This window comes from Kitasatospora sp. NPDC058048, assembly GCF_042885555.1.
In the GTDB taxonomy this organism is placed as follows: Bacteria; Actinomycetota; Actinomycetes; order Streptomycetales; family Streptomycetaceae; genus Kitasatospora; species Kitasatospora lactacystinica.
Genome location: NZ_JBHVRT010000002.1, coordinates 288,745 through 307,330, shown reverse-complemented (window position 1 = coordinate 307,330; position 18,586 = coordinate 288,745). Strand labels below are relative to the sequence as shown.

Genomic DNA, 18,586 nt, shown 5'->3' with positions numbered 1-18,586 from the left:
AGCGGATGACAACCGCCAGGTAGGCTGCCCCGGCCAATGAGATTTCCCGCTCATCGGCCCATCGAACGACGAGGAGCCACCCGGTGCCCGAGCTGCCACCCCCGATCACCGTCGTCGGGATCGGGGCCGACGGCTGGCCCGGCCTCGCCGCCGGCTCCCGGGCCGCGCTGCGGGAGGCCGGGACCGTCGTCGGCGGCCCCCGCCAGCTGGACCTGCTCCCCCACGACGAGGTCACCGCCGAGCGCGTCCCCTGGCCGTCCCCGCTGCGCCCCGCCGTCCCCGGACTGCTCGCCGCCCACGCCGACCGCCGCATCGCCGTCCTGGCCAGCGGCGATCCGATGTTCTACGGCATCGGCCGCACCCTCGCCGAGACCGTCGGCGCCGAGCGCCTGCGCGTCCTGCCGCACCCCTCCTCCGTCTCCTACGCCTGCGCCCGGCTCGGCTGGCCGCTGGAGGCCACCGAGGTGGTCAGCCTGGTCGGCCGGCCGCTGGACGCCCTCTCCCTCGCCCTCCACCCCGGCCGCCGCCTGCTGGTGCTCAGCGCCGACGCCGCCACCCCGGCCGCCGTCGCCGAGCTGCTCACCGCACGCGGCTTCGGCGGCGCCCGCCTGCGGGTGCTCGAACAGCTCGGCGCCCCCGCCGAACGCCACCTCGACGGCCCCGCCGACGGCTGGCCGCACCCGCCCGGCGACCCGCTGAACGTCATCGCCGTCGACCTCGGCGACGGCCCCCGCACCTCCCTCGTCCCCGGCCTGCCCGACGCCGCGTACGAGAGCGACGGCCAGCTCACCAAGCGCCACGTCCGCGCCGCGACCCTCGCCACGCTGGCCCCCTCCCCCGGCGAGCTGCTCTGGGACGTCGGCGGCGGCTCCGGCTCGATCGCCGTCGAGTGGCTGCGCGCCCACCGCGACTGCCGGGCCGTCGGCATCGAACGCGACCCGGCGCGGGCCGAGCGGATCGTCCGCAACGCCGCCGCACTCGGAGTGCCCCGGCTCCGCGTGGTGACCGGCCCCGCCCCCGCCGCTCTCGCCGGACTCCCCACCCCCGACGCCGTGTTCATCGGCGGCGGCCTCACCGCGCCCGGCCTGCTGGACGCCTGCTGGGCCGCGCTGCGCCCGGGCGGCCGGATCGTCGCCAACACCGTGACGCTGGAGTCCGAGGCGCTGCTCACCGAGTGGTACCGGCGCCACGGCGGGGAGCTCGTCAAACTCGCCGTCGCCCACGCCGTCCCGGTGGGCGGCTTCACCGGGTGGCGCCAGGCCATGCCGGTCACCCAGTGGTCCGCCGTCAAGCCCGAAACCCCTCAGGAGAACGCCTCGTGACCGTCCACTTCATCGGAGCCGGCCCGGGCGCCGCCGATCTGATCACCCTGCGCGGCCAGCGCATCCTGGCCCGCGCCGAGGTCTGCCTGTACGCGGGCAGCCTCGTCCCGCGCGAGCTGCTGGACGAGTGCCCGCCCGGCGCCCGCCTGATCGACACCGCCCAGCTCAACCTGGACCAGATCACCGCCGAACTGGTCACCGCCCACCGGGCCGGCCAGGACGTCGCCCGGCTGCACTCCGGCGACCCGTCCGTCTTCTCCGCCGTCGCCGAGCAGATGCGCCGCCTGGACGCGGCCGGCGTGCCGTACGAAGTTGTCCCCGGCGTGCCCGCCTTCGCCGCCGCCGCGGCCGCGCTCAAGCGGGAGCTGACCGTCCCGACCGTCGGCCAGACCGTCATCCTCACCCGGATCGCCAAGCGCGCCACCCCGATGCCCGAGGGCGAGGACCTCGCCACCCTCGGCCGCAGCGGCGCCCTGCTGGTGCTGCACCTGGCCGCCGGCTACGTGGACGACGTGGTCGAGCAACTGCTCCCCCACTACGGCGCGGACTGCCCGGCCGCCGTGGTCGCGATGGCCAGCCGCCCCGACGAGCTGGTGCTGCGCGGCACCGTCGGCGACATCGCCGAGCAGGTCAAGGCGGCGGGCGTGGTCCGCACCGCCGTCATCCTCGTCGGCCGCACGCTGGCCGCCGGGCAGTTCCGCGACAGCCACCTCTACTCGGCGGACCGCGAGCGCCCGCACGAGCCCTGCGGGGCGTGATGCGGCACGTCCTGATCCTCGGCGGCACCACCGAAGGGCGGGCGCTGGCCGCCGAGCTCGCCCCGACCGCGCACCGGGTCACCAGTTCGCTGGCCGGCCGGGTCGCCCAGCCGCGGCTGCCCGCCGGGGAGGTGCGGATCGGCGGCTTCGGCGGACCGGAGGGTCTGGCCGACTGGCTGCGCACCGAGCAGGTGGACGCGGTGGTGGACGCCACCCACCCGTTCGCCGCCGGCATCTCCCGGAACGCCGCCCTCGCGGCCGCCGCCACCGCGGTCCCGCTGCTGGTGCTGCGCCGCCCCGGCTTCACCCGCGTCGACGGCGACCACTGGCTCCCCGTCCCCTCCCTCGCCGCGGCGGCCGACCTGCTGCCCCGGCGCGGGGAACGGGTCTTCCTCACCGTCGGACGACAGGGCGTCGGCGCCTTCGCCCACCTGGACGGGGTCCACTTCCTCGCCCGCTCGGTGGACCCGCCCGAGCCCCCGGTACCGCCCTCGTTCGAAGTCCTGCTGGACCGGGGGCCGTTCACGATCCACGGCGAAGAGGCACTGCTGCGCGGACACGACATCGACATCCTGGTCACCAAGGACAGCGGCGGCGCCGCGACCGCCCCCAAGCTGACCGCCGCGCGCGGACTCGGCCTGCCCGTCATCATCGTGGAACGCCCGCCGGTCACGGAAGGCGTCCCGGTCGCACCGGACGTCCCCGGCGCACTGCGCTGGCTGGAGCACCTGGGCTAGCCGGCTCGGGCGCCGGACGGCGTGGGCACCGGACGGCCCGGGCACTGCGGCTGCTCACCGTCGTGCTGGTGCCCGCTCACCGTCGTGGTGGTGCCCGCTCGCCCGGTCGTCCCGCGGAAATTGCGGGGCGGCCCCGGTGGACGTCGGGAAGGATGGCCCGATGACCGATGACCAGCGTACGCAGACTCCCCGCACCGCCGACGAACGCGCCACCCTGGCGGGCTTCCTGGACTACCAGCGCGACACCCTCGCGATGAAGTGCGCGGGCCTCACCGCGGAGCAGCTCCGCGCCCGCGTGCTGGAGCCGTCCGGGCTCTCCCTGCTCGGGCTGGTCCGCCACCTCGCCGAGGTGGAGCGCAGCTGGTTCCGCAACGTCCTCGACGACGAGGGCCTGCCGGGCTTCTGGAAGCACCCGGACGGGTCCTTCGCCGAGTTCGACGCCGACACCGCCGACCCCGACGAGGCCTTCGCGATCTGGCGCCGGGAGTGCGACCACGCCCGGGAACTCGTGTCCGCCGCCGAGTCGTTGGACGTCCTGGGCCACTACGGCGACGAGGTCTTCTCGCTCCGCTGGATCCTCACCCACATGATTGAGGAGTACGCCCGCCACAACGGCCACGCCGATCTGCTCCGCGAGCACCTCGACGGCACCACCGGCGAGTAGCACCGAACGCCACCGGGCGGCACAGGACGGAACCGGACGGAACCGGGCAACGCCAGGACCGGCACCGGACGCAGCGCCGGACGCAGCCGGGCGACGAGGGAGCGAGCAGAGCGTGCGGACCCGCCAGAAGGAACGCGACACCCCCGGGCCGTCCGAGCCCTGGAACGAGATCGTCCCCGGGCTCTGGATGGGCGGGCACTACTTCACCCGGCCCGGCGGCGAGCTGGAACTCGCGATCGTACGGGCCGAGTTCGACCTGGTGGTCAGCCTGTTCACCCGTTCCGGGCACGGTCCGGCACCGGGGGTGGAGCACGTCGTCCGGGAGGTGCCCGACGCCCCGCTCTCCCCCGGTCAACTGCTCGCCGTCCAGGAGGCGGCCGAGCTCACCGAGGCGGCCGTCCGCCGGGGCCGGCGCGGACGCTGGTGCGCTGCCACTCGGGGTACAACCGCTCGGGCCTGGTGGTGGCGCAGGCGCTGATCGGCCTCGGCCACGAGAGCGGCGAGGCGGTCCGGCTGGTCCGGGAACGGCGCTCGCCCTGGACACTGAACAACCCGGTGTTCGTGGACTACCTGGACACCGGGTTGGAGGTCGCCGTGCTGCTGACCGGCCTCAACGGGTGAGGCCGGTCAGCGACATGACGTTCCGTCGGATTGCTCAGATGTCGCGGAAGGTCTCGATCTGGGCGCCGATGGAGTTGAGGCGCTCGGCGAGGTCCTCGTAACCGCGGTTGATGACATAGACGTTGCGCAGCACCGAGGTGCCCTTGGCGGCGAGCATGGCGAGCAGGATGACCACGGCGGGGCGCAGGGCCGGCGGGCACATCATCTCGGCGGCGCGCCACCGGGTGGGCCCCTGGACCAGCACCCGGTGCGGGTCGAGGAGCTTGACGTCGGCGCCGAGGCGGGTCAGCTCGGTCAGGTAGATCGCGCGGTTGTCGTACACCCAGTCGTGGATCATCGTGGTGCCGTGCGCGGCCGCGGCGATGGCGGCGAAGAAGGGCACGTTGTCGATGTTGATGCCGGGGAACGGCATCGGGTGGATGGTGTCGATCGGCGCGGTCAGCTTGGACGGGCGCACGGTGAGGTCGACCAGCCGGGTGTGACCGTTGTGGGCCCGGTACTCGGGGGTGCGGTCATAGTCGAGACCCATGCCCTCCAGCACGGCGAGCTCGATCTCCAGGAACTCGATCGGCACCCGGCGGACGGTCAGCTCGGAGGAGGTGACGACGGCGGCGGCCAGCAGGCTCATCGCCTCCACCGGGTCCTCGGCCGGGGTGTAGTCGACGTCGCAGGTGATCTGCGGGACGCCGTGCACGGTGAGGGTGGTGGTGCCGATGCCCTCGATCCTCACGCCCAGCTTCTCCAGGAAGAAGCAGAGGTCCTGGACCATGTAGTTGGGCGAGGCGTTGCGGATGACACTGACGCCGTCGTGCCGGGCGGCGGCCAGCAGGGCGTTCTCGGTGACGGTGTCCCCGCGCTCGGTCAGCACGATCGGGCGGTCCATCGGGGCGCCCGGCTCGACCGAGGCGTGGTAGGCGCCGCCGGTGGTGGCGACCTCCAGGCCGAAGCGGCGCAGCGCGGTCAGGTGCGGCTGCACGGTGCGGGTGCCGAGGTCGCAGCCGCCCGCGTACGGGATGGCGAAGTGCTGGGCGCGGTGCATCAGCGGGCCGAGGAACATCAGCACGCTGCGGGTGCGGCGGGCCGCCTCGACGTCCATCGCCGCGAGGTCAAGCTCGGCGGGCGGGGTGAGTTCGAGGTCGCGGCCCTCGTTGATCCAGCGGCTCTTGACGCCGATGCTGGTGAGCACCTCGAGGATGCGGTAGACCTCCTCGATCCGCGCGACGCTGCGGATCGTGGTGCGGCCGGTGGTCAGCAGCGAGGCGCAGAGGATCGCCACGCAGGCGTTCTTGCTGCTGCGGACGTCGATCGCACCGGAGAGCCGGGTGCCGCCGGCGACGCGCAGGTGCATCGGGCCGGAGTAGCCGAGGGAGACGATCTCGCTGTCGAGGGCTTCGCCGATGCGGGCGATCATCTCAAGGCTGACGTTCTGCTTGCCCTGTTCGATGCGGTTGACCGCGCTCTGGCTGGTTCCGAGGGCCTCTCCGAGCTGCGCCTGGGACCAGCCGCGGTGCTGGCGCGCGGTACGGATGAGGGTGCCGATACGGGTGAGGTAGTCGCCTGTCACTCGCCAGACGATATCTCATGGTTGAGATGGCGACAGAACCGGGGCCCGGCGTGGTACTCCATTTGTCCGTTTCTCACCCCGTATGGGCGTCAGTTCTTCACATCACCAGGTGAGGTTGTCACGCCGTCGTGACACTCGTGACAGTGTCACGGCCCCACGAGGTCACGACCCCGCGAGGTCACGGCCCGACGTCCTCACGGGCAGGCCGTGCGACGGGCGGGCAAGGGTCACGGCCCGAGCGGCTCCGCCCGGCCGACGACGGTGCCCGCGCGGTCGATGCAGATGACGTCCACCGCGACCGGCGAGCCCAGCAGCACGCCGAGCGCCGTCGCCCGGGCCGCCTCGGCGACCAGATCCCCGAGCGGCACCCCGGCCGCCCGGCACAACTGCACCGCTTCCAGTGCGGTGTTGGCGCCCGCGACCGCCCCGGCCAGCGCCTCGTCGGCCCCGCCCCGACGGGCCAGTTCGGCCAAGTACCCCTTGTCCACCTGGGAGCGCGCCGAGTGGAGGTCGAGGTGGCCGGCCGCGAGCTTGGACAGCTTGGCGAAGCCGCCCGCGATGGTCAGCCGGGGCACCGGGTGGCGCTTGAGGTACTTGAGCACCGCGCCGGCGAAATCGCCCATGTCCAGCAGCGCGTCCTCCGGCAGCCCGTGCTCCGCCACCGCGACCTTCTCCGAGGTCGACCCGGTGCAGCCGGCCACGTGGGTGCGCCCCGCCGCCCGGGCCACGTCCACCCCTCGGCGGATCGAGTCGATCCAGGCCGAGCACGAGTAGGGGACGACCACCCCGGTCGTGCCGAGGATGGACAGACCCCCGAGGATGCCGAGCCGGGGGTTCCAGGTGGAACGGGCGATCTCCTCGCCGTGGTCGACCGAGATCTCCACCACCACGTCCCCGCTGCCGCCGCGGGCGGCGGCCACCTCGGCGACCGCGTCCCGGATCATCTGCCGGGGCACCGGGTTGATGGCGGGCTCGCCGACCGGCAGCGGCAGGCCGGCCTTGGTGACCGTCCCCACCCCGGGACCGGCCCGGAACACCACCCCGGTGCCGGGCGCGCCGGGCCGTACGGTCGAGCGGATCAGCGCGCCGTGGGTGACGTCGGGGTCGTCGCCCGCGTCCTTGACCACCCCGGCCATGGCGGCGATGCGCCGGTCGGGGCCGGGCGCACCGGGCACACCAGTCGTACCGGGCGCACCGGGCGCACCAGCCGGCTCTCCGGCGGTGGGGTTCGTGGCGGTGGCCGGCTCCTGGGCGGCCGACTCCTCGGCGGTGGCCGGCTCTCCGACGGTCGCCGGCGCATGGGCGGCGGTCAGTTCCTCGGCGGCGAGGGCGAAGGCGGGCTGCTGACCCTTGGGCAGGGTGATGACCACCGGGTCCGGGAACTCGCCGGTGAGCAGCGCGGTGTACGCGGCCTTGGTGGCCGCGGTGGCGCAGGCCCCCGTCGTCCAGCCGGGCCGCAGGCCGCTGCTCTTCAGCTGGCCGGCCCGGCCCCCTGCCCCGGCTCCCGCCTCGGCTCCCGCTGCGGCCACCTGCGCCCCGTTTCCGACGGCGCCCGCGCCGTCCTGCTCCGCTCCGGCGGCCACACCGGCCGCCGCCGCCGATTTTCCCCCACCGGGCCGGATGGGACCCGACCGGGGTGGCGGCACCCGCGTCCCGCGCGGTGCGGAGGAATCCCGCGCACGAGCTGCACGGGGCCGCTGCCCCGCGTTCCCGAAGAGTTCTCTGCACGGGCCTCGCCCACCGTGCCTACCAGTGAGTAATCTGGCGGTCCGCCAGAAGCGGGTTCATGACAGACGTGGGCCCGGCCGGGGTCGAAGCGCCCCGCCGGGCCATCAGCATGTGGGGGTTTTTGTGGCAGGGATGAGTCGGCGTACGTTCCTCACCGGTACGTCGGTGGCCGCCGCCTGGTCGGCCTTGTCGCTGGGCGGCGCGCAGTTCGCCTCGGCCGCGGCGCGCGACCGGGCGCTGGCGACGACGGCCGAGCGGGCGGTCAGGATCACCGGGACCACGCTGGAGCAGGTGGCCACCCCGGTCGGCACCGGTGGCTACAAGCGGCTGACGGCCGGACCGGGCTGGCCGCTGATGGTGCGCGGCGACCTGGCGTCGGCGACCACCGGACGGGACGACCGCCGGACCGGCCTCGCCAGCTTCGTCCAGTTCAGCGACCTGCACCTGGTGGACACCGAGTCCCCGGTGCGCTTCGAGTACCTGGCCAAGCTCAACGGCAGCGCCTACCGGCCGCAGGAGGCCCTGAACGCCCGCGGTGTCTCGGCCCTCGTCGAGCGGGTCAACTCGCTCGCCGGCGGCCCCTACACCGGGATGCCGTTCAGCATGGTGATGGCCACCGGCGACAACACCGACAACCACGAGCTCGCCGAACTCGACTGGTACCTCAAGGTCATGGGCGGCGGCCGGCTGGCCCAGAACACCGGTGACCCGAGCCGCTACGAAGGGGTGCAGAACTCCGGCAACGCGGCCTACTGGAACCCCGAACTCTCCTACAGCGACGGCTACAAGGCGAAGGGCTTCCCGCAGATACCCGGCTTCCTGTCCGCCGCCGGCCGCCCCTTCGACGCGCCGGGCCTGCGCACGCCCTGGTACACCACGGTCGGCAACCACGACGACAGCATCGAGGGCTCGTTGCCGGACCTCGGACTGCTGAACGACCTGTACACCGGCCAGTACAAGCTGGAGGGCTGCGACGACGCCACGGCAGCCCAGCTGACGGACTCGCTGCGCCGCGACCCGGCGGGCGCCGTGCTGCTGCTGGCGAAGCTGATCGCCAGCGGCGACCTGGTGCGCAAGGTCACCCCGGACGAGCGCCGCCGGCCGTTCACGCTCAAGGAGTTCGCCAAGGCCCACCTGAACCCGGCGGTCACCGGCGCCGGCCCCTACGGGCACGGCTTCACCTCGGACATGGCCAACAGCGGCAAGCTCTACTACACCTTCCGCATCTCGGAGAAGGTGGTCGGCATCAGCCTGGACACCACCAACCAGGCCGGGTTCGCCGACGGTTCGCTGGGCACCGCGCAACTGCGCTGGCTGGAGCAGCAGTTGAAGGCGCACAGCGGACACTGGTACGACGCCGACGGACGCAAGGTGACCGGTGGGAGCACGGACGAGCTGATCCTCGTCTTCAGCCACCACACCAGCGGCACGATGGGCAACCTGCTGCCGGACCCGCGCAACATCTTCGAGGGGCGGCACGACGGCAACGAGCTGGTGGCGCTGCTCCAGCGCTACCCGAACGTGGTCGCGTGGGTGAACGGGCACACCCACATGAACAAGATCACGCCGCACGGCCACGCGGTGCCGGAGCGGGCGTTCTGGGAGATCAACACCGCCTCGCACATCGACTACCCGCAGCACGGGCGGATCATCGAGATCGCGGACAACGGGGACGGCACGCTCTCGCTGTTCACCACGCTGATCGAGTCCTCCGCGCCGTACGGGACGGACTTCGGCGGCACCTCGGACGCCAACCTCGCGGCGCTCTACCGCGAGCTGTCGTACAACGACCCGAACGGCCGGCCGACGGCGCTGCTGGGCACGGACGGGGACCACAACACGGAGCTGCTGCTCACCAAGCCGACCCGGTAGCAGCGGCCGGGGTCCGGCGAGCGGCGGCCAACGGGTGACGGCCGACAGCCGACGACTGACAGCTGACGAATGACAGATAACGGATGACAGCGAACAGATGATGAAATCTGTTCGCTGTCATCCGTCGCCCGTTACTCCTCCGGGTACCGCCGCGGCGTCCAGACGACCTCCACGCCGCCGCCCCGCTCGACCGTCCGGGTCTGCGAGGAGCCGATCAGCAGGACGGTCCGCATGTCGACCAGCGCCGGGTCCAGCTCGCCCAGCCGGACGATCCGCACCCGCTCGGTCGGGCCGCCGACGTCGCGGGCCATCACCACCGGGGTCTCCGGCGCCCGGTACTCCAGCAGCAGGTCCCGGGCGAGCCCGACCTGGGTGGTCCGGGACTTCGAGCCCGGGTTGTACAGCGCGAGCACCAGGTCCGCCCCGGCGGCGGCGCGCAGCCGCTTCGCCACCACGTCCCAGGGCTTGAGCCGGTCCGAGAGCGAGATCGTCGCGTAGTCGTGCCCGAGCGGGGCGCCGACCCGGGAGGCGGCCGCATGGGCGGCGGTCATCCCCGGGAGCACCCGTACCGGGACGTCCCGGTACGCCTCCTCGCAGGCGACCTCCAGCACCGCGGTGGCCATCGCGAACACCCCCGGGTCGCCCGAGGAGACCACCGCGACGCGGTGCCCGCGCCGGGCGAGGTCCAGGGCGTACTCGGCGCGCTCCGACTCCACCTTGTTGTCCGAGCCGTGCCGCCGCTGCCCCGGCCGCTCCGGCACCCGGTCCAGGTACGTGGTGTAGCCGACCAGGTCGGTGGCCTCGGACAGCGCGCCGCGAGCCTCGGCGGTCAGCCAGAGCGGTCCGGCCGGCCCGGTGCCGACCACGGTCACACTGCCGACGCCGTCCGACAGCCGGATCTCCGGCTCCAGCGGCGCGACCTTGCTCGGCAGCACCGCGACCGAGAAGTACGGGACCGTTTCGTCCTCGACCTCGGCGAGCGGCGCGACCCGCTCCCCCGCCATGAAGGCCCGCTCCACGTACTGCGCGTCCGCCAGCCGCCCGGCCCGCTCCAGGGCCCGGCGGACGGTCGGGAAGGTGCGCCCCAGCTTCATGATCACGGCCGAGTCAGCGGCCGCGATCCGCGCCGTCAGCTCCTCCTCGGGCAGCGTGCCGGGGATGACGGTGAGCGTCTCCTCGGCCTCGGTCAGCGGCTGTCCGAGCCGGGCGGCGGCCGCGCTGAGCGAAGTCACGCCGGGCACCACCTCGGTCGGGTAGCGGTGCGCGAGCCGCTTGTGCATGTGCTGGTAGGAGCCGTAGAAGAGCGGGTCGCCCTCGGCGAGGACCACCACGTCGCGCCCGGCGTCCAGGTGGACGGCCAGCCGGTCGGCGGCCTCCTCGTAGAAGTCGTCCAGCGCGCCGCGGTAGCCGCCCGGGTGGTCGGTGGTCTCGACGGTGAGCGGGTAGACCAGCTTCTCCTCGATCTGGCCGTCCGTCAGGTACCGCTCGGCGATCGAGCGCGCGATGGACCGCCCGTGCCGGGCGCTGTGGTAGGCCACCACGTCGGCCTTGCCGATGAGTTCGGCGGCCCGGACGGTCACCAGCGACGGGTCGCCGGGGCCGAGCCCGACACCGTACAGCCGGCCCGTGGGGTTCTGATGCTCCGTCACTCTTCTTCGCTCGCAATCGCGTTGACGGCGGCGGCGGCCATCGCGCTGCCGCCGCGCCGGCCGCGCACCACCAGGTGCTCCAGACCGGACGGGTGCTCGGCCAGGGCCTGCTTGGACTCGGCGGCGCCGATGAAGCCGACCGGAACGCCGATCACCGCGGCCGGTCGCGGTGCGCCCGCCTCGATCATCTCCAGCAGCCGGAACAGCGAGGTCGGCGCGTTGCCGACGGCGACCACCGCGCCCTCCAGCCGGGGCAGCCACAGCTCCATGGCCGCGGCGCTGCGGGTGTTGCCCATCTTCCGGGCGAGTTCGGGCACCGACGGGTCGGTGAGGGTGCAGATCACCTCGTTGTCGGCGGGCAACCGCTTGCGGGTGACGCCGCTCGCGACCATGTTGACGTCGCAGAGGATGGGCGCACCGGCGTGCAGCGCGGCGCGCGCGGAGGCGACCACACCGGGCGAGTACACCAGGTCCTCGACCAGGTCGACCATCCCGCAGGCGTGGATCATCCGCACCGCGACCTGGGAGACGTCCGCCGGGAGGGCGGCCAGATCGGCCTCCGCGCGGATGGTGGCAAAGGACTGGCGGTAGATGGACGCGCCGTCCTTCTCGTACTCGATCACTTCGTGGTCCTCCTGGCCTCGGCGACCGCCTCGGCCATCTCCTCGTTCGTCACGTCGACGCCCGTCGCGTCCTTGACGTCCACCGCATCGGCAGCCGTCGCACCGGCTCCCGCGGCATTCACCGTCACCCGGTAGCCGCGCCCTGTGGCGAGCACGTCCACCCAGCGCCCGGCCGGGTGGCCGCAGCGCCGTTCACAGCCCGACCAGTGGACGGGCAGCACACCTGTGGGCCCGGCACCGGCCTCCACCGCGAGACCCGCTCCCGCCGCGGCACCGGCACCGGAGTCCAACGCGGCACCGGAGTCCAACGCCCGGGCCGCGTCCGAGCGGACGTCGGCCAGCGACTTGGCGCAGCCCGGCAGCCCGGTGCAGGCGGTGGCCCGCTCCCAGGCCGAGCCGGGCTCGGTACGGAAGCCGGCCGCGGCGAGCGCCGGCAGCCGGTCGGCCGGAGCGCCGGGCAGTACCGCCCCGCGCCAGGGGGTCAGTCGCAGTTCGCCCGCCGAGGCGGCGACCAGCGTCCGCCACTGCCCGGCGCCCGCCCGGCCGAAGCGCAGTCCCACCGAGAGCCCGCCGGGCAGCGCACCGACGGCGGGCGCGGCACCGGCGAAAGCGGGCAGCGGCACCGGGCCGGCCGGCAGCAGGTCAGGGACCTCGCGCAGGTGCCAGGCCTTGCGCCCATTGGTCCGCAGCGCCGCCAGGAAGGAGCGGGCCGCGTCCAGCACGGCCGTCACCTCCTGCCCGGCCTCGACCGGGTGTCCGCGGTCGGCTCGCCCGAGGCGCAGCAGCCGGGTGCCGTCCGGGCCTGCGATCAATGTCACATCGGCGTCGAGCGCGGCGACGTCGCCCCGCCCGTCGTCCAGCGCGAACAGGAACTTGCCGGAGAGCCCGGCCGCCCAGTCGCTCGCGCACAGTCGTGCATCCAACTCCCGCACCCAGGCCTGCACATCGGCTCTGCCGGGGCCGCCCGCGGCGTCCAGTCCGGCCGCCGGTGAGGCGACGATGTTGCGGACCCGCTCGTGGGTGTCCGAGGGCAGCAGTCCGACGGCGCGCAGCCGGTCGGCGAGCTCGGCCGCGCAGTGCGGGGCCAGGCCGCGCAGCTGGACGTTGCCGCGCGAGGTGGTCTCCAGCTCGCCGTCGCCGAGGGCCTCGGCCGCCTCGGCGAGGGCGAGAGCCTGACGGCCCGTCAGCAGCCCGCCGGGCAGGCGGATCCGGGCGAGGGCGCCGTCGTCGGCCGTATGCAGACGAAGCGCTCCGGGGCAGGCGTCCGCACGCCCCCGGTCGGGCACCTCCCGGTCGGGTCCTGCGGCGCCCGGCGCGGTGGCGTCGGGTGTCGGTGGCATGGCGGCGAGCATACAGATGATCCGATCGCTTGCCTCCGTCCGCTGCATCACACCCGGGCCGCACCCCGACCACCTCATCGGCTTCACCACCAGCCCCGCCCCCCGCTTCGGCCCCGCTGTGCCCCCGCTTCGTCGTGCTTCGGCCCCGCTTCGGCCCCGCTTCACCGCCGCCTCGTCGTCGCCTCTCATGCCCGAACGTCCGAAAGCTCACTCTCCCCCAGGTCAGCCGTACCCCGTACGATGCTGACGGGCGGTCCCAGCGGGCCGCCCACACGCCAGCGACGGCGCAGGGGAGGAAACCGGTGCGAACCCGGTGCGGTCCCGCCACTGTGACCGCGGTTCACCGGTAGACCGGTCGGCCGCGGGAGCCAGGAACTCCTGCCGTCCTCCACCGGCCCGGGGCGCGGACCCCGAGGAAGGCAGACATGTTCCAGCGCTGTCGCATGCCCGCGCCCGCGTCCCCGGCCGCCATCACGGCCGTTCCGGCCGCCGCCACGACCACCCCGGTCGACCGCGCGGCCGTTCCGGCCACCTCAGCGGCCGACCCGGCCCAGATCCCGGCCGCCCTGGCCACCGACAAGGCCGGGAGGGCCTTCACATGATCCTGCTGCTGTCGACGTCCGACACCGACCTGCTCAGCGCCCGCGCTTCCGAGGGCCCGGTGCGCTACCGGCTCGGCAACCCGGCCCGACTCACCCCCGAGGACCTGCCCGCGCTGCTGGAGGGCACCGAGCTCGTCGTGGTCCGCCTGCTCGGCGGGCGCCGCGCCTGGCAGGAGGGCCTGGACACGCTGCTGGCCGGCCCCCGCCCGGTCATCGTGCTGACGGGTGAGCAGGCCCCCGACGCCCAGCTGATGGAGCTGTCCACCGTCCCGGCCGGCATCGCCGCCGAGGCGCACGCCTACCTGGCCCACGGCGGCGCGGCCAACCTGGCCGAGCTGGGCGCCTTCCTCTCCGACACCGTGCTGCTGACCGGCCACGGCTTCGCCCCGCCCGCCTCCGCCCCGGCCTGGGGCCCGCTGGAGCGCGAAGCCCGTACGACCGAGGGCCCGACCGTCGCGGTGCTCTACTACCGCGCCCACCACATGAGCGGCAACACCGCCTTCGTGGAGACGCTCTGCCGGGCCGTCGAGGACCAGGGAGCCCGGGCCAAGGCCTACTACTGCGCCTCGCTGCGCGGCGCCGAGCCCGAGCTGCTGGCCGCGCTCGGCGAGGCCGACGCGATCGTCACCACCGTGCTCGCCGCCGGCGGCACCCGCCCGGCCGACGCCCAGGCCGGCGGGGACGAGGAGGCCTGGGACGCGGGCGCGCTGGCCGCCCTCGACCGCCCGATCCTCCAGGCGCTCTGCCTCACCTGGTCGCGCGCCCAGTGGGAGGCCAGCGACGACGGCCTGTCCCCGCTGGACACCGCCACCCAGATCGCCGTGCCGGAGTTCGACGGCCGCCTGATCAGCGTCCCGTTCTCCTTCAAGGAGCTGGACGAGGACGGCCTCACCGTCTACGCCGCCGACCCGGAGCGCGCCGCCCGCGTCGCCGGCACCGCCGTCAAGCACGCCCGGCTGCGGCACGTTCCGGCCGCCGAGCGCCGCCTCGCCCTGGTGCTGTCCGCGTACCCGACCAAGCACGCCCGGGTCGGCAACGCCGTCGGCCTGGACACCCCGGCCAGTGCGGTGCGGCTGCTGGAGCGGCTGCGCGCGGAGGGCATGGACCTCGGGAACGACCTCCCCTCGTTCGACGGCGGCGAGGGCGGCCACGAGGGCGACGCGCTGATCCACGCCCTGATCGCGGCCGGCGGCTACGACCAGGACTGGCTCACCGAGGACCAGCTGGCCCGCAACCCGGTGCGCATCCCCGCGGCCGACTACCGCCGCTGGTACGCCACCCTGCCGCAGGGCCTGCGCGAGCACGTCGAGGAGCACTGGGGCCCGGCCCCCGGCGAGCTGTACGTCGACCGCTCGCAGAACCCGGACGGCGACATCGTGCTGGCCGCGATCCGCTCCGGGAACCTGCTCGTGCTGATCCAGCCGCCGCGCGGCTTCGGCGAGAACCCGGTCGCCATCTACCACGACCCCGACCTGCCGCCGAGCCACCACTACCTGGCCGCCTACCGCTGGATCGAGGCCGCCCAGGAGGACGGCGGCTTCGGCGCCCACGCGGTGATCCACCTCGGCAAGCACGGCAACCTGGAGTGGCTGCCCGGCAAGACCGCCGCGCTGTCCGCCGAGTGCGGCCCGGACGCCGTCCTCGGCGACCTGCCGCTGGTCTACCCCTTCCTGGTCAACGACCCGGGCGAGGGCACCCAGGCCAAGCGCCGCGCCCACGCCACGCTCGTCGACCACCTCGTCCCGCCGATGGCCCGCGCCGACTCCTACGGCGACATCGCGCGCCTGGAGCAGCTGCTGGACGAGCACTCCAACATCGCCGCGATGGACCCGGCCAAGCTGCCGGCGATCCGCGCCCAGATCTGGACCCTGATCCAGGCCGCCAAGCTCGACCACGACCTCGGCCTGGACGAGCGCCCCGAGGACGACGGCTTCGACGACTTCCTGCTGCACGTCGACGGCTGGCTCTGCGAGGTCAAGGACGCCCAGATCCGCGACGGTCTGCACGTCCTCGGCCAGGCTCCGGCCGGCACCGACCGGGTCAACATCGTGCTCGCCATCCTGCGCGCCCGGCAGATCTGGGGCGGCGTCAGTGCCCTGCCCGGCCTGCGCGAGACGCTCGGCCTGGACGAGGCGGCGCTCACCCTCGGCGCCACCGACGCGGCCGAGGCCAAGGCGCGCGCCCTGGTCGAGGCCATGGAGGCGGAGGACTGGGCGCCCGAGGCGGTCGAGAAGGTCACCGCCGAGCTGCCGGAGACCGTCCGGGAGGCCGTCCGCCAGGTGCTGGACTTCGCCGCCACCCAGGTGGTGCCGCGGCTGTCCGCCACCACCGACGAGCTGGACGCCGTGCTGCACGCGCTCCAGGGCGGCTTCGTCCCGGCCGGCCCGTCCGGCTCGCCGCTGCGCGGCCTGGTCAACGTGCTGCCGACCGGCCGCAACTTCTACTCCGTCGACCCGAAGGCCGTCCCCAGCAAGCTCGCCTGGGAGACCGGCCAGGCCCTCGCCACCTCGCTGGTCGAGCGGTACACCGCCGACAACGACGGCGCCTACCCGCCCTCGGTCGGGCTCTCGCTCTGGGGCACCAGCGCGATGCGCACGGCCGGCGACGACATCGCCGAGGCCTTCGCCCTGCTCGGCGTGCGCCCGGTCTGGGACGACGCCTCGCGCCGGGTCACCGGCCTGGAGCCGATCCCGCTGGAGGAGCTGGGCCGCCCGCGCATCGACGTCACGCTGCGCATCTCCGGCTTCTTCCGGGACGCCTTCCCGCACGTCGTCGCCCTGCTGGACGACGCGGTGCGCCTGGCCGCCGCCCAGGAGGAGTCCCCCGAGTCGAACTACGTGCGCGCCCACGTCCAGGCCGACCTCGCCGTCCACGGCGACGAGCGCAAGGCCACCGTCCGGGTCTTCGGCTCCCGCCCGGGCACGTACGGGGCGGGCCTGCTGCAGCTGATCGACAGCCGGGACTGGCGCACCGACGCCGACCTGGCCGAGGTGTACACGGTCTGGGGCGGCTACGCGTACGGCCGCGGGCTGGACGGGCGCCCGGCGCGCGAGGAGATGGAGACCGCGTACAAGCGGATCACCGTCGCCGCGAAGAACACCGACACCCGCGAGCACGACATCGCCGACTCGGACGACTACTTCCAGTACCACGGCGGCATGGTGGCCACCGTGCGCGCTCTCACCGGCAAGGCGCCGACCGCCTACATCGGCGACTCGACCCGCCCGGAGACGGTCCGCACCCGCACCCTGACCGAGGAGGCCGCCCGCGTCTTCCGCGCCCGGGTGGTCAACCCGCGCTGGATCGAGGCGATGCGCCGCCACGGCTACAAGGGCGCCTTCGAGATGGCCGCGACGGTGGACTACCTGTTCGGCTACGACGCCACCACGGGCGTGGTCGCGGACTGGATGTACGAGAAGCTGACCCAGGAGTACGTCCTCGACCCGGTCAACCGGGAGTTCCTCACGGGCGCCAACCCGTGGGCGCTGCACGGGATCAGCGAGCGGCTGCTGGAGGCGGCGAGCCGCGGGCTGTGGGAGCAGCCGGACCCGCAGCTGATCGAGCAGCTGCAGGCCGCGTTCCTGGAGACCGAGGGTGACCTGGAGGGCGGCGAGGAGTGACGCCCCGCTGAGCGGAGGCCGCCGGTGTCAGGACCGGCGGCCTTCGCGTTCCCACCACTGCGCTTCGAGGCGGGCCCGCCGGCGTTCGGCCTCCTCGGTCCGGCCGGCGGCGATCAGGACGTCCAGGTAGGTGGCCTGGAAGGCGAGACCGACGTGGTCGTCGTCGACGCGTCGTTCCACCAGCTTCAGCGCGTCGTCGTACCTCTCGGCGGTCAGCAGAATCCGGGCCAGGATCTGCGCGATGTACGCCCGGTCCGTCAACGGGCGCAGCTCCTGCTCCGCCTCGTCGAACTTCCCTTGGAGTGCCAGGGCCTGGGCAAGCCACTCCTTGACCTCGATGTCGTCGCTGCCCGACGACCGGGCGACCCGCTCGGCCTCGGCGAACTGGCCGGCCTTGACCAACGCCCTGGCACAGCCGGCCACGCAGAGGTTGTCGGTCGGGAAGAGCTCGGCGCCCCGCCGGTAGTACGGCAGAGCCTCCTCCGGACGGTTCAGGTAGTCGAGATAGCCCGCCACGGACCAGGCGTAGAGCCCGTTGCCGGGGTCGAGCCGAAGGGCGTTCAGCATGTGTCCGAGCGACGCCTCGACGTCCCCGAGGTGGTCCTCCAGGTAATCGGCGACCGCTTCGGCCGCGTCCGCCGACTCCATGTCCACGCCCCGGAGCATCTTCAGAACAGCTGTGATCCCGCTGTCGTTCGACTTGGCCAGAGCGCGCAGGTACAACACCGTCAACGAGCTCCGAGGGCTCCCTTCGAATTCCTTCTTCAGGAATTCCGCAGCTTCTTGATGATTTCCGGAGTCGAGCATTCTCTCGGCGATGCGGTACGCAATGCGCTGCCTCCCCAGACCCGTTTCCGTCCCTTCCGACAGCCGATAGCGGCGACTGCCCGCGGGCATCGCCCGGTCGGCGGGTTCCTCCGGGCGGTCCTCCTGAAGCCGAGCGGACTTCCAGGCGGCGCGGAACTCCTCCGGATCTCCCCCGAGCGCCTCCACGATCAGCTCCAGCGCACCCCACCTGGGCAGGCGCCTGCCGGTCAGCGCCTGGTGGACGGTGCTGTGGCTCACCGCGCCGGCGGTCCCGGCGGCGATCCGGCGGGTGCTGGGCTCGCCGGCGTTGAGGTGCAGCTCACGAAGTCGCATGGTCAGGTCGGCGAGCGCTCCACCATTTTGCACGTATTGCCCCCTTTTTCCGTAATCCCTCGTAAAACGTTACACCACTCCCGTCCCGCCGGGTCCCGCCACGTATCACTCGGTAACGCTTTGCCCGGCCCCGTATTCGACACGTCCCGGTACACCAGATTTGAAGCATGACGACGAACACCGAAACCAGCACGGCCGGGAACGGGAAACTCCTCGAGCGCATCAAGGTCACGGTCGGCCTCCTTTCCGCGGCCAATCTCCTCACGCAGGTGATTTCGGGGGTGATCCAGCTGTTCCGATGATTCGCCTGTCCGCCGATCCGCGTCGGCCTCGCGTGCGGCCCTCT

Annotated in this window: 14 protein-coding genes, 1 pseudogene and 1 riboswitch; of the genes and pseudogenes, 9 read left to right on the top strand and 6 right to left on the bottom strand. The window is 73.5% G+C overall.

Annotated elements, in window-relative coordinates; all coding sequences use genetic code 11:
* Positions 1-83: 83 nt before the first annotated feature.
* The 5 genes and pseudogenes from cbiE (at position 84) to ACFVVA_RS03360 (ending at position 4,102) form a co-directional block, all read left to right on the top strand.
* Positions 84-1,322, top strand: a complete 1,239-nt coding sequence (cbiE, locus tag ACFVVA_RS03380; protein ID WP_387685215.1) for a precorrin-6y C5,15-methyltransferase (decarboxylating) subunit CbiE — start codon at positions 84-86, stop codon at positions 1,320-1,322.
* Positions 1,319-2,080, top strand: a complete 762-nt coding sequence (cobM, locus tag ACFVVA_RS03375) for a precorrin-4 C(11)-methyltransferase (RefSeq protein WP_387685213.1) — start codon at positions 1,319-1,321, stop codon at positions 2,078-2,080. The genes cbiE and cobM overlap by 4 nt, the downstream gene beginning before the upstream one ends.
* Positions 2,080-2,817: a cobalt-precorrin-6A reductase gene (locus ACFVVA_RS03370; RefSeq protein ID WP_387685359.1), complete on the top strand. Its 738-nt coding sequence runs from the start codon at positions 2,080-2,082 to the stop codon at positions 2,815-2,817. Before cobM ends, ACFVVA_RS03370 begins: the two co-directional genes overlap by 1 nt.
* Positions 2,818-2,977: 160 nt before the next feature.
* Positions 2,978-3,481, top strand: a complete 504-nt coding sequence (locus ACFVVA_RS03365; RefSeq protein ID WP_387685211.1) for a DinB family protein — start codon at positions 2,978-2,980, stop codon at positions 3,479-3,481.
* A 112-nt stretch (positions 3,482-3,593) separates the two neighbouring features.
* Positions 3,594-4,102: pseudogene (locus ACFVVA_RS03360) on the top strand (protein phosphatase).
* Positions 4,103-4,136: 34 nt separating this feature from the next.
* Here the strand turns inward: ACFVVA_RS03360 and ACFVVA_RS03355 are convergent.
* Together ACFVVA_RS03355 and ACFVVA_RS03350 are read right to left on the bottom strand one after the other, a co-directional pair.
* Positions 4,137-5,666 carry a UDP-N-acetylglucosamine 1-carboxyvinyltransferase gene (locus ACFVVA_RS03355; RefSeq protein ID WP_380348769.1) on the bottom strand — a complete coding sequence of 510 codons (1,530 nt, stop codon included), beginning with the start codon at positions 5,664-5,666 and terminating at the stop codon, positions 4,137-4,139.
* A 227-nt stretch (positions 5,667-5,893) separates the two neighbouring features.
* On the bottom strand, positions 5,894-7,195 hold the full coding sequence (locus tag ACFVVA_RS03350) for a cobalt-precorrin-5B (C(1))-methyltransferase (protein ID WP_387685209.1): 1,302 nt from the start codon (positions 7,193-7,195) through the stop codon (positions 5,894-5,896).
* 331 nt (positions 7,196-7,526) lie between these two features.
* Here ACFVVA_RS03350 and ACFVVA_RS03345 point away from each other — a divergent pair, with 331 nt between their 5' ends.
* Positions 7,527-9,266: a TIGR03767 family metallophosphoesterase gene (locus ACFVVA_RS03345; protein ID WP_387685207.1), complete on the top strand. Its 1,740-nt coding sequence runs from the start codon at positions 7,527-7,529 to the stop codon at positions 9,264-9,266.
* A gap of 131 nt (positions 9,267-9,397) precedes the next feature.
* On the opposite strand, the gene ACFVVA_RS03340 is transcribed toward ACFVVA_RS03345, so the two are convergent.
* The 3 genes from ACFVVA_RS03340 to ACFVVA_RS03330 are packed head-to-tail and all read right to left on the bottom strand — an operon-like array spanning position 9,398 to position 12,890.
* Positions 9,398-10,915, bottom strand: a complete 1,518-nt coding sequence (locus ACFVVA_RS03340; protein ID WP_387685205.1) for a precorrin-2 C(20)-methyltransferase — start codon at positions 10,913-10,915, stop codon at positions 9,398-9,400.
* A complete protein-coding gene (locus ACFVVA_RS03335) occupies positions 10,912-11,538 on the bottom strand; it encodes a precorrin-8X methylmutase (RefSeq protein ID WP_359901678.1) in 627 nt (208 codons plus the stop codon). The genes ACFVVA_RS03340 and ACFVVA_RS03335 overlap by 4 nt, the downstream gene beginning before the upstream one ends.
* A complete protein-coding gene (locus ACFVVA_RS03330) occupies positions 11,535-12,890 on the bottom strand; it encodes a hypothetical protein (protein ID WP_387685203.1) in 1,356 nt (451 codons plus the stop codon). Before ACFVVA_RS03330 ends, ACFVVA_RS03335 begins: the two co-directional genes overlap by 4 nt.
* 280 nt (positions 12,891-13,170) lie before the next feature.
* Positions 13,171-13,256, top strand: a riboswitch (cobalamin riboswitch).
* 47 nt (positions 13,257-13,303) lie between these two features.
* On the opposite strand from ACFVVA_RS03330, the gene ACFVVA_RS03325 reads away from it, so the two are divergent.
* Positions 13,304-13,480 carry a hypothetical protein gene (locus ACFVVA_RS03325; protein WP_387685200.1) on the top strand — a complete coding sequence of 59 codons (177 nt, stop codon included), beginning with the start codon at positions 13,304-13,306 and terminating at the stop codon, positions 13,478-13,480.
* Positions 13,477-17,100: a cobaltochelatase subunit CobN gene (cobN, locus tag ACFVVA_RS03320; RefSeq protein ID WP_387685198.1), complete on the top strand. Its 3,624-nt coding sequence runs from the start codon at positions 13,477-13,479 to the stop codon at positions 17,098-17,100. The genes ACFVVA_RS03325 and cobN overlap by 4 nt, the downstream gene beginning before the upstream one ends.
* A 27-nt stretch (positions 17,101-17,127) precedes the next feature.
* Here the strand turns inward: cobN and ACFVVA_RS03315 are convergent, their stop codons facing one another.
* On the bottom strand, positions 17,128-18,273 hold the full coding sequence (locus tag ACFVVA_RS03315; protein WP_387685196.1) for a tetratricopeptide repeat protein: 1,146 nt from the start codon (positions 18,271-18,273) through the stop codon (positions 17,128-17,130).
* Positions 18,274-18,407: 134 nt separating this feature from the next.
* Here ACFVVA_RS03315 and ACFVVA_RS03310 point away from each other — a divergent pair, with 134 nt between their 5' ends.
* Positions 18,408-18,542 (top strand): hypothetical protein, encoded by a 135-nt coding sequence (locus ACFVVA_RS03310; RefSeq protein ID WP_387685194.1) that lies wholly within the window; start codon positions 18,408-18,410, stop codon positions 18,540-18,542.
* The last annotated feature ends 44 nt before the right edge of the window (positions 18,543-18,586 follow it).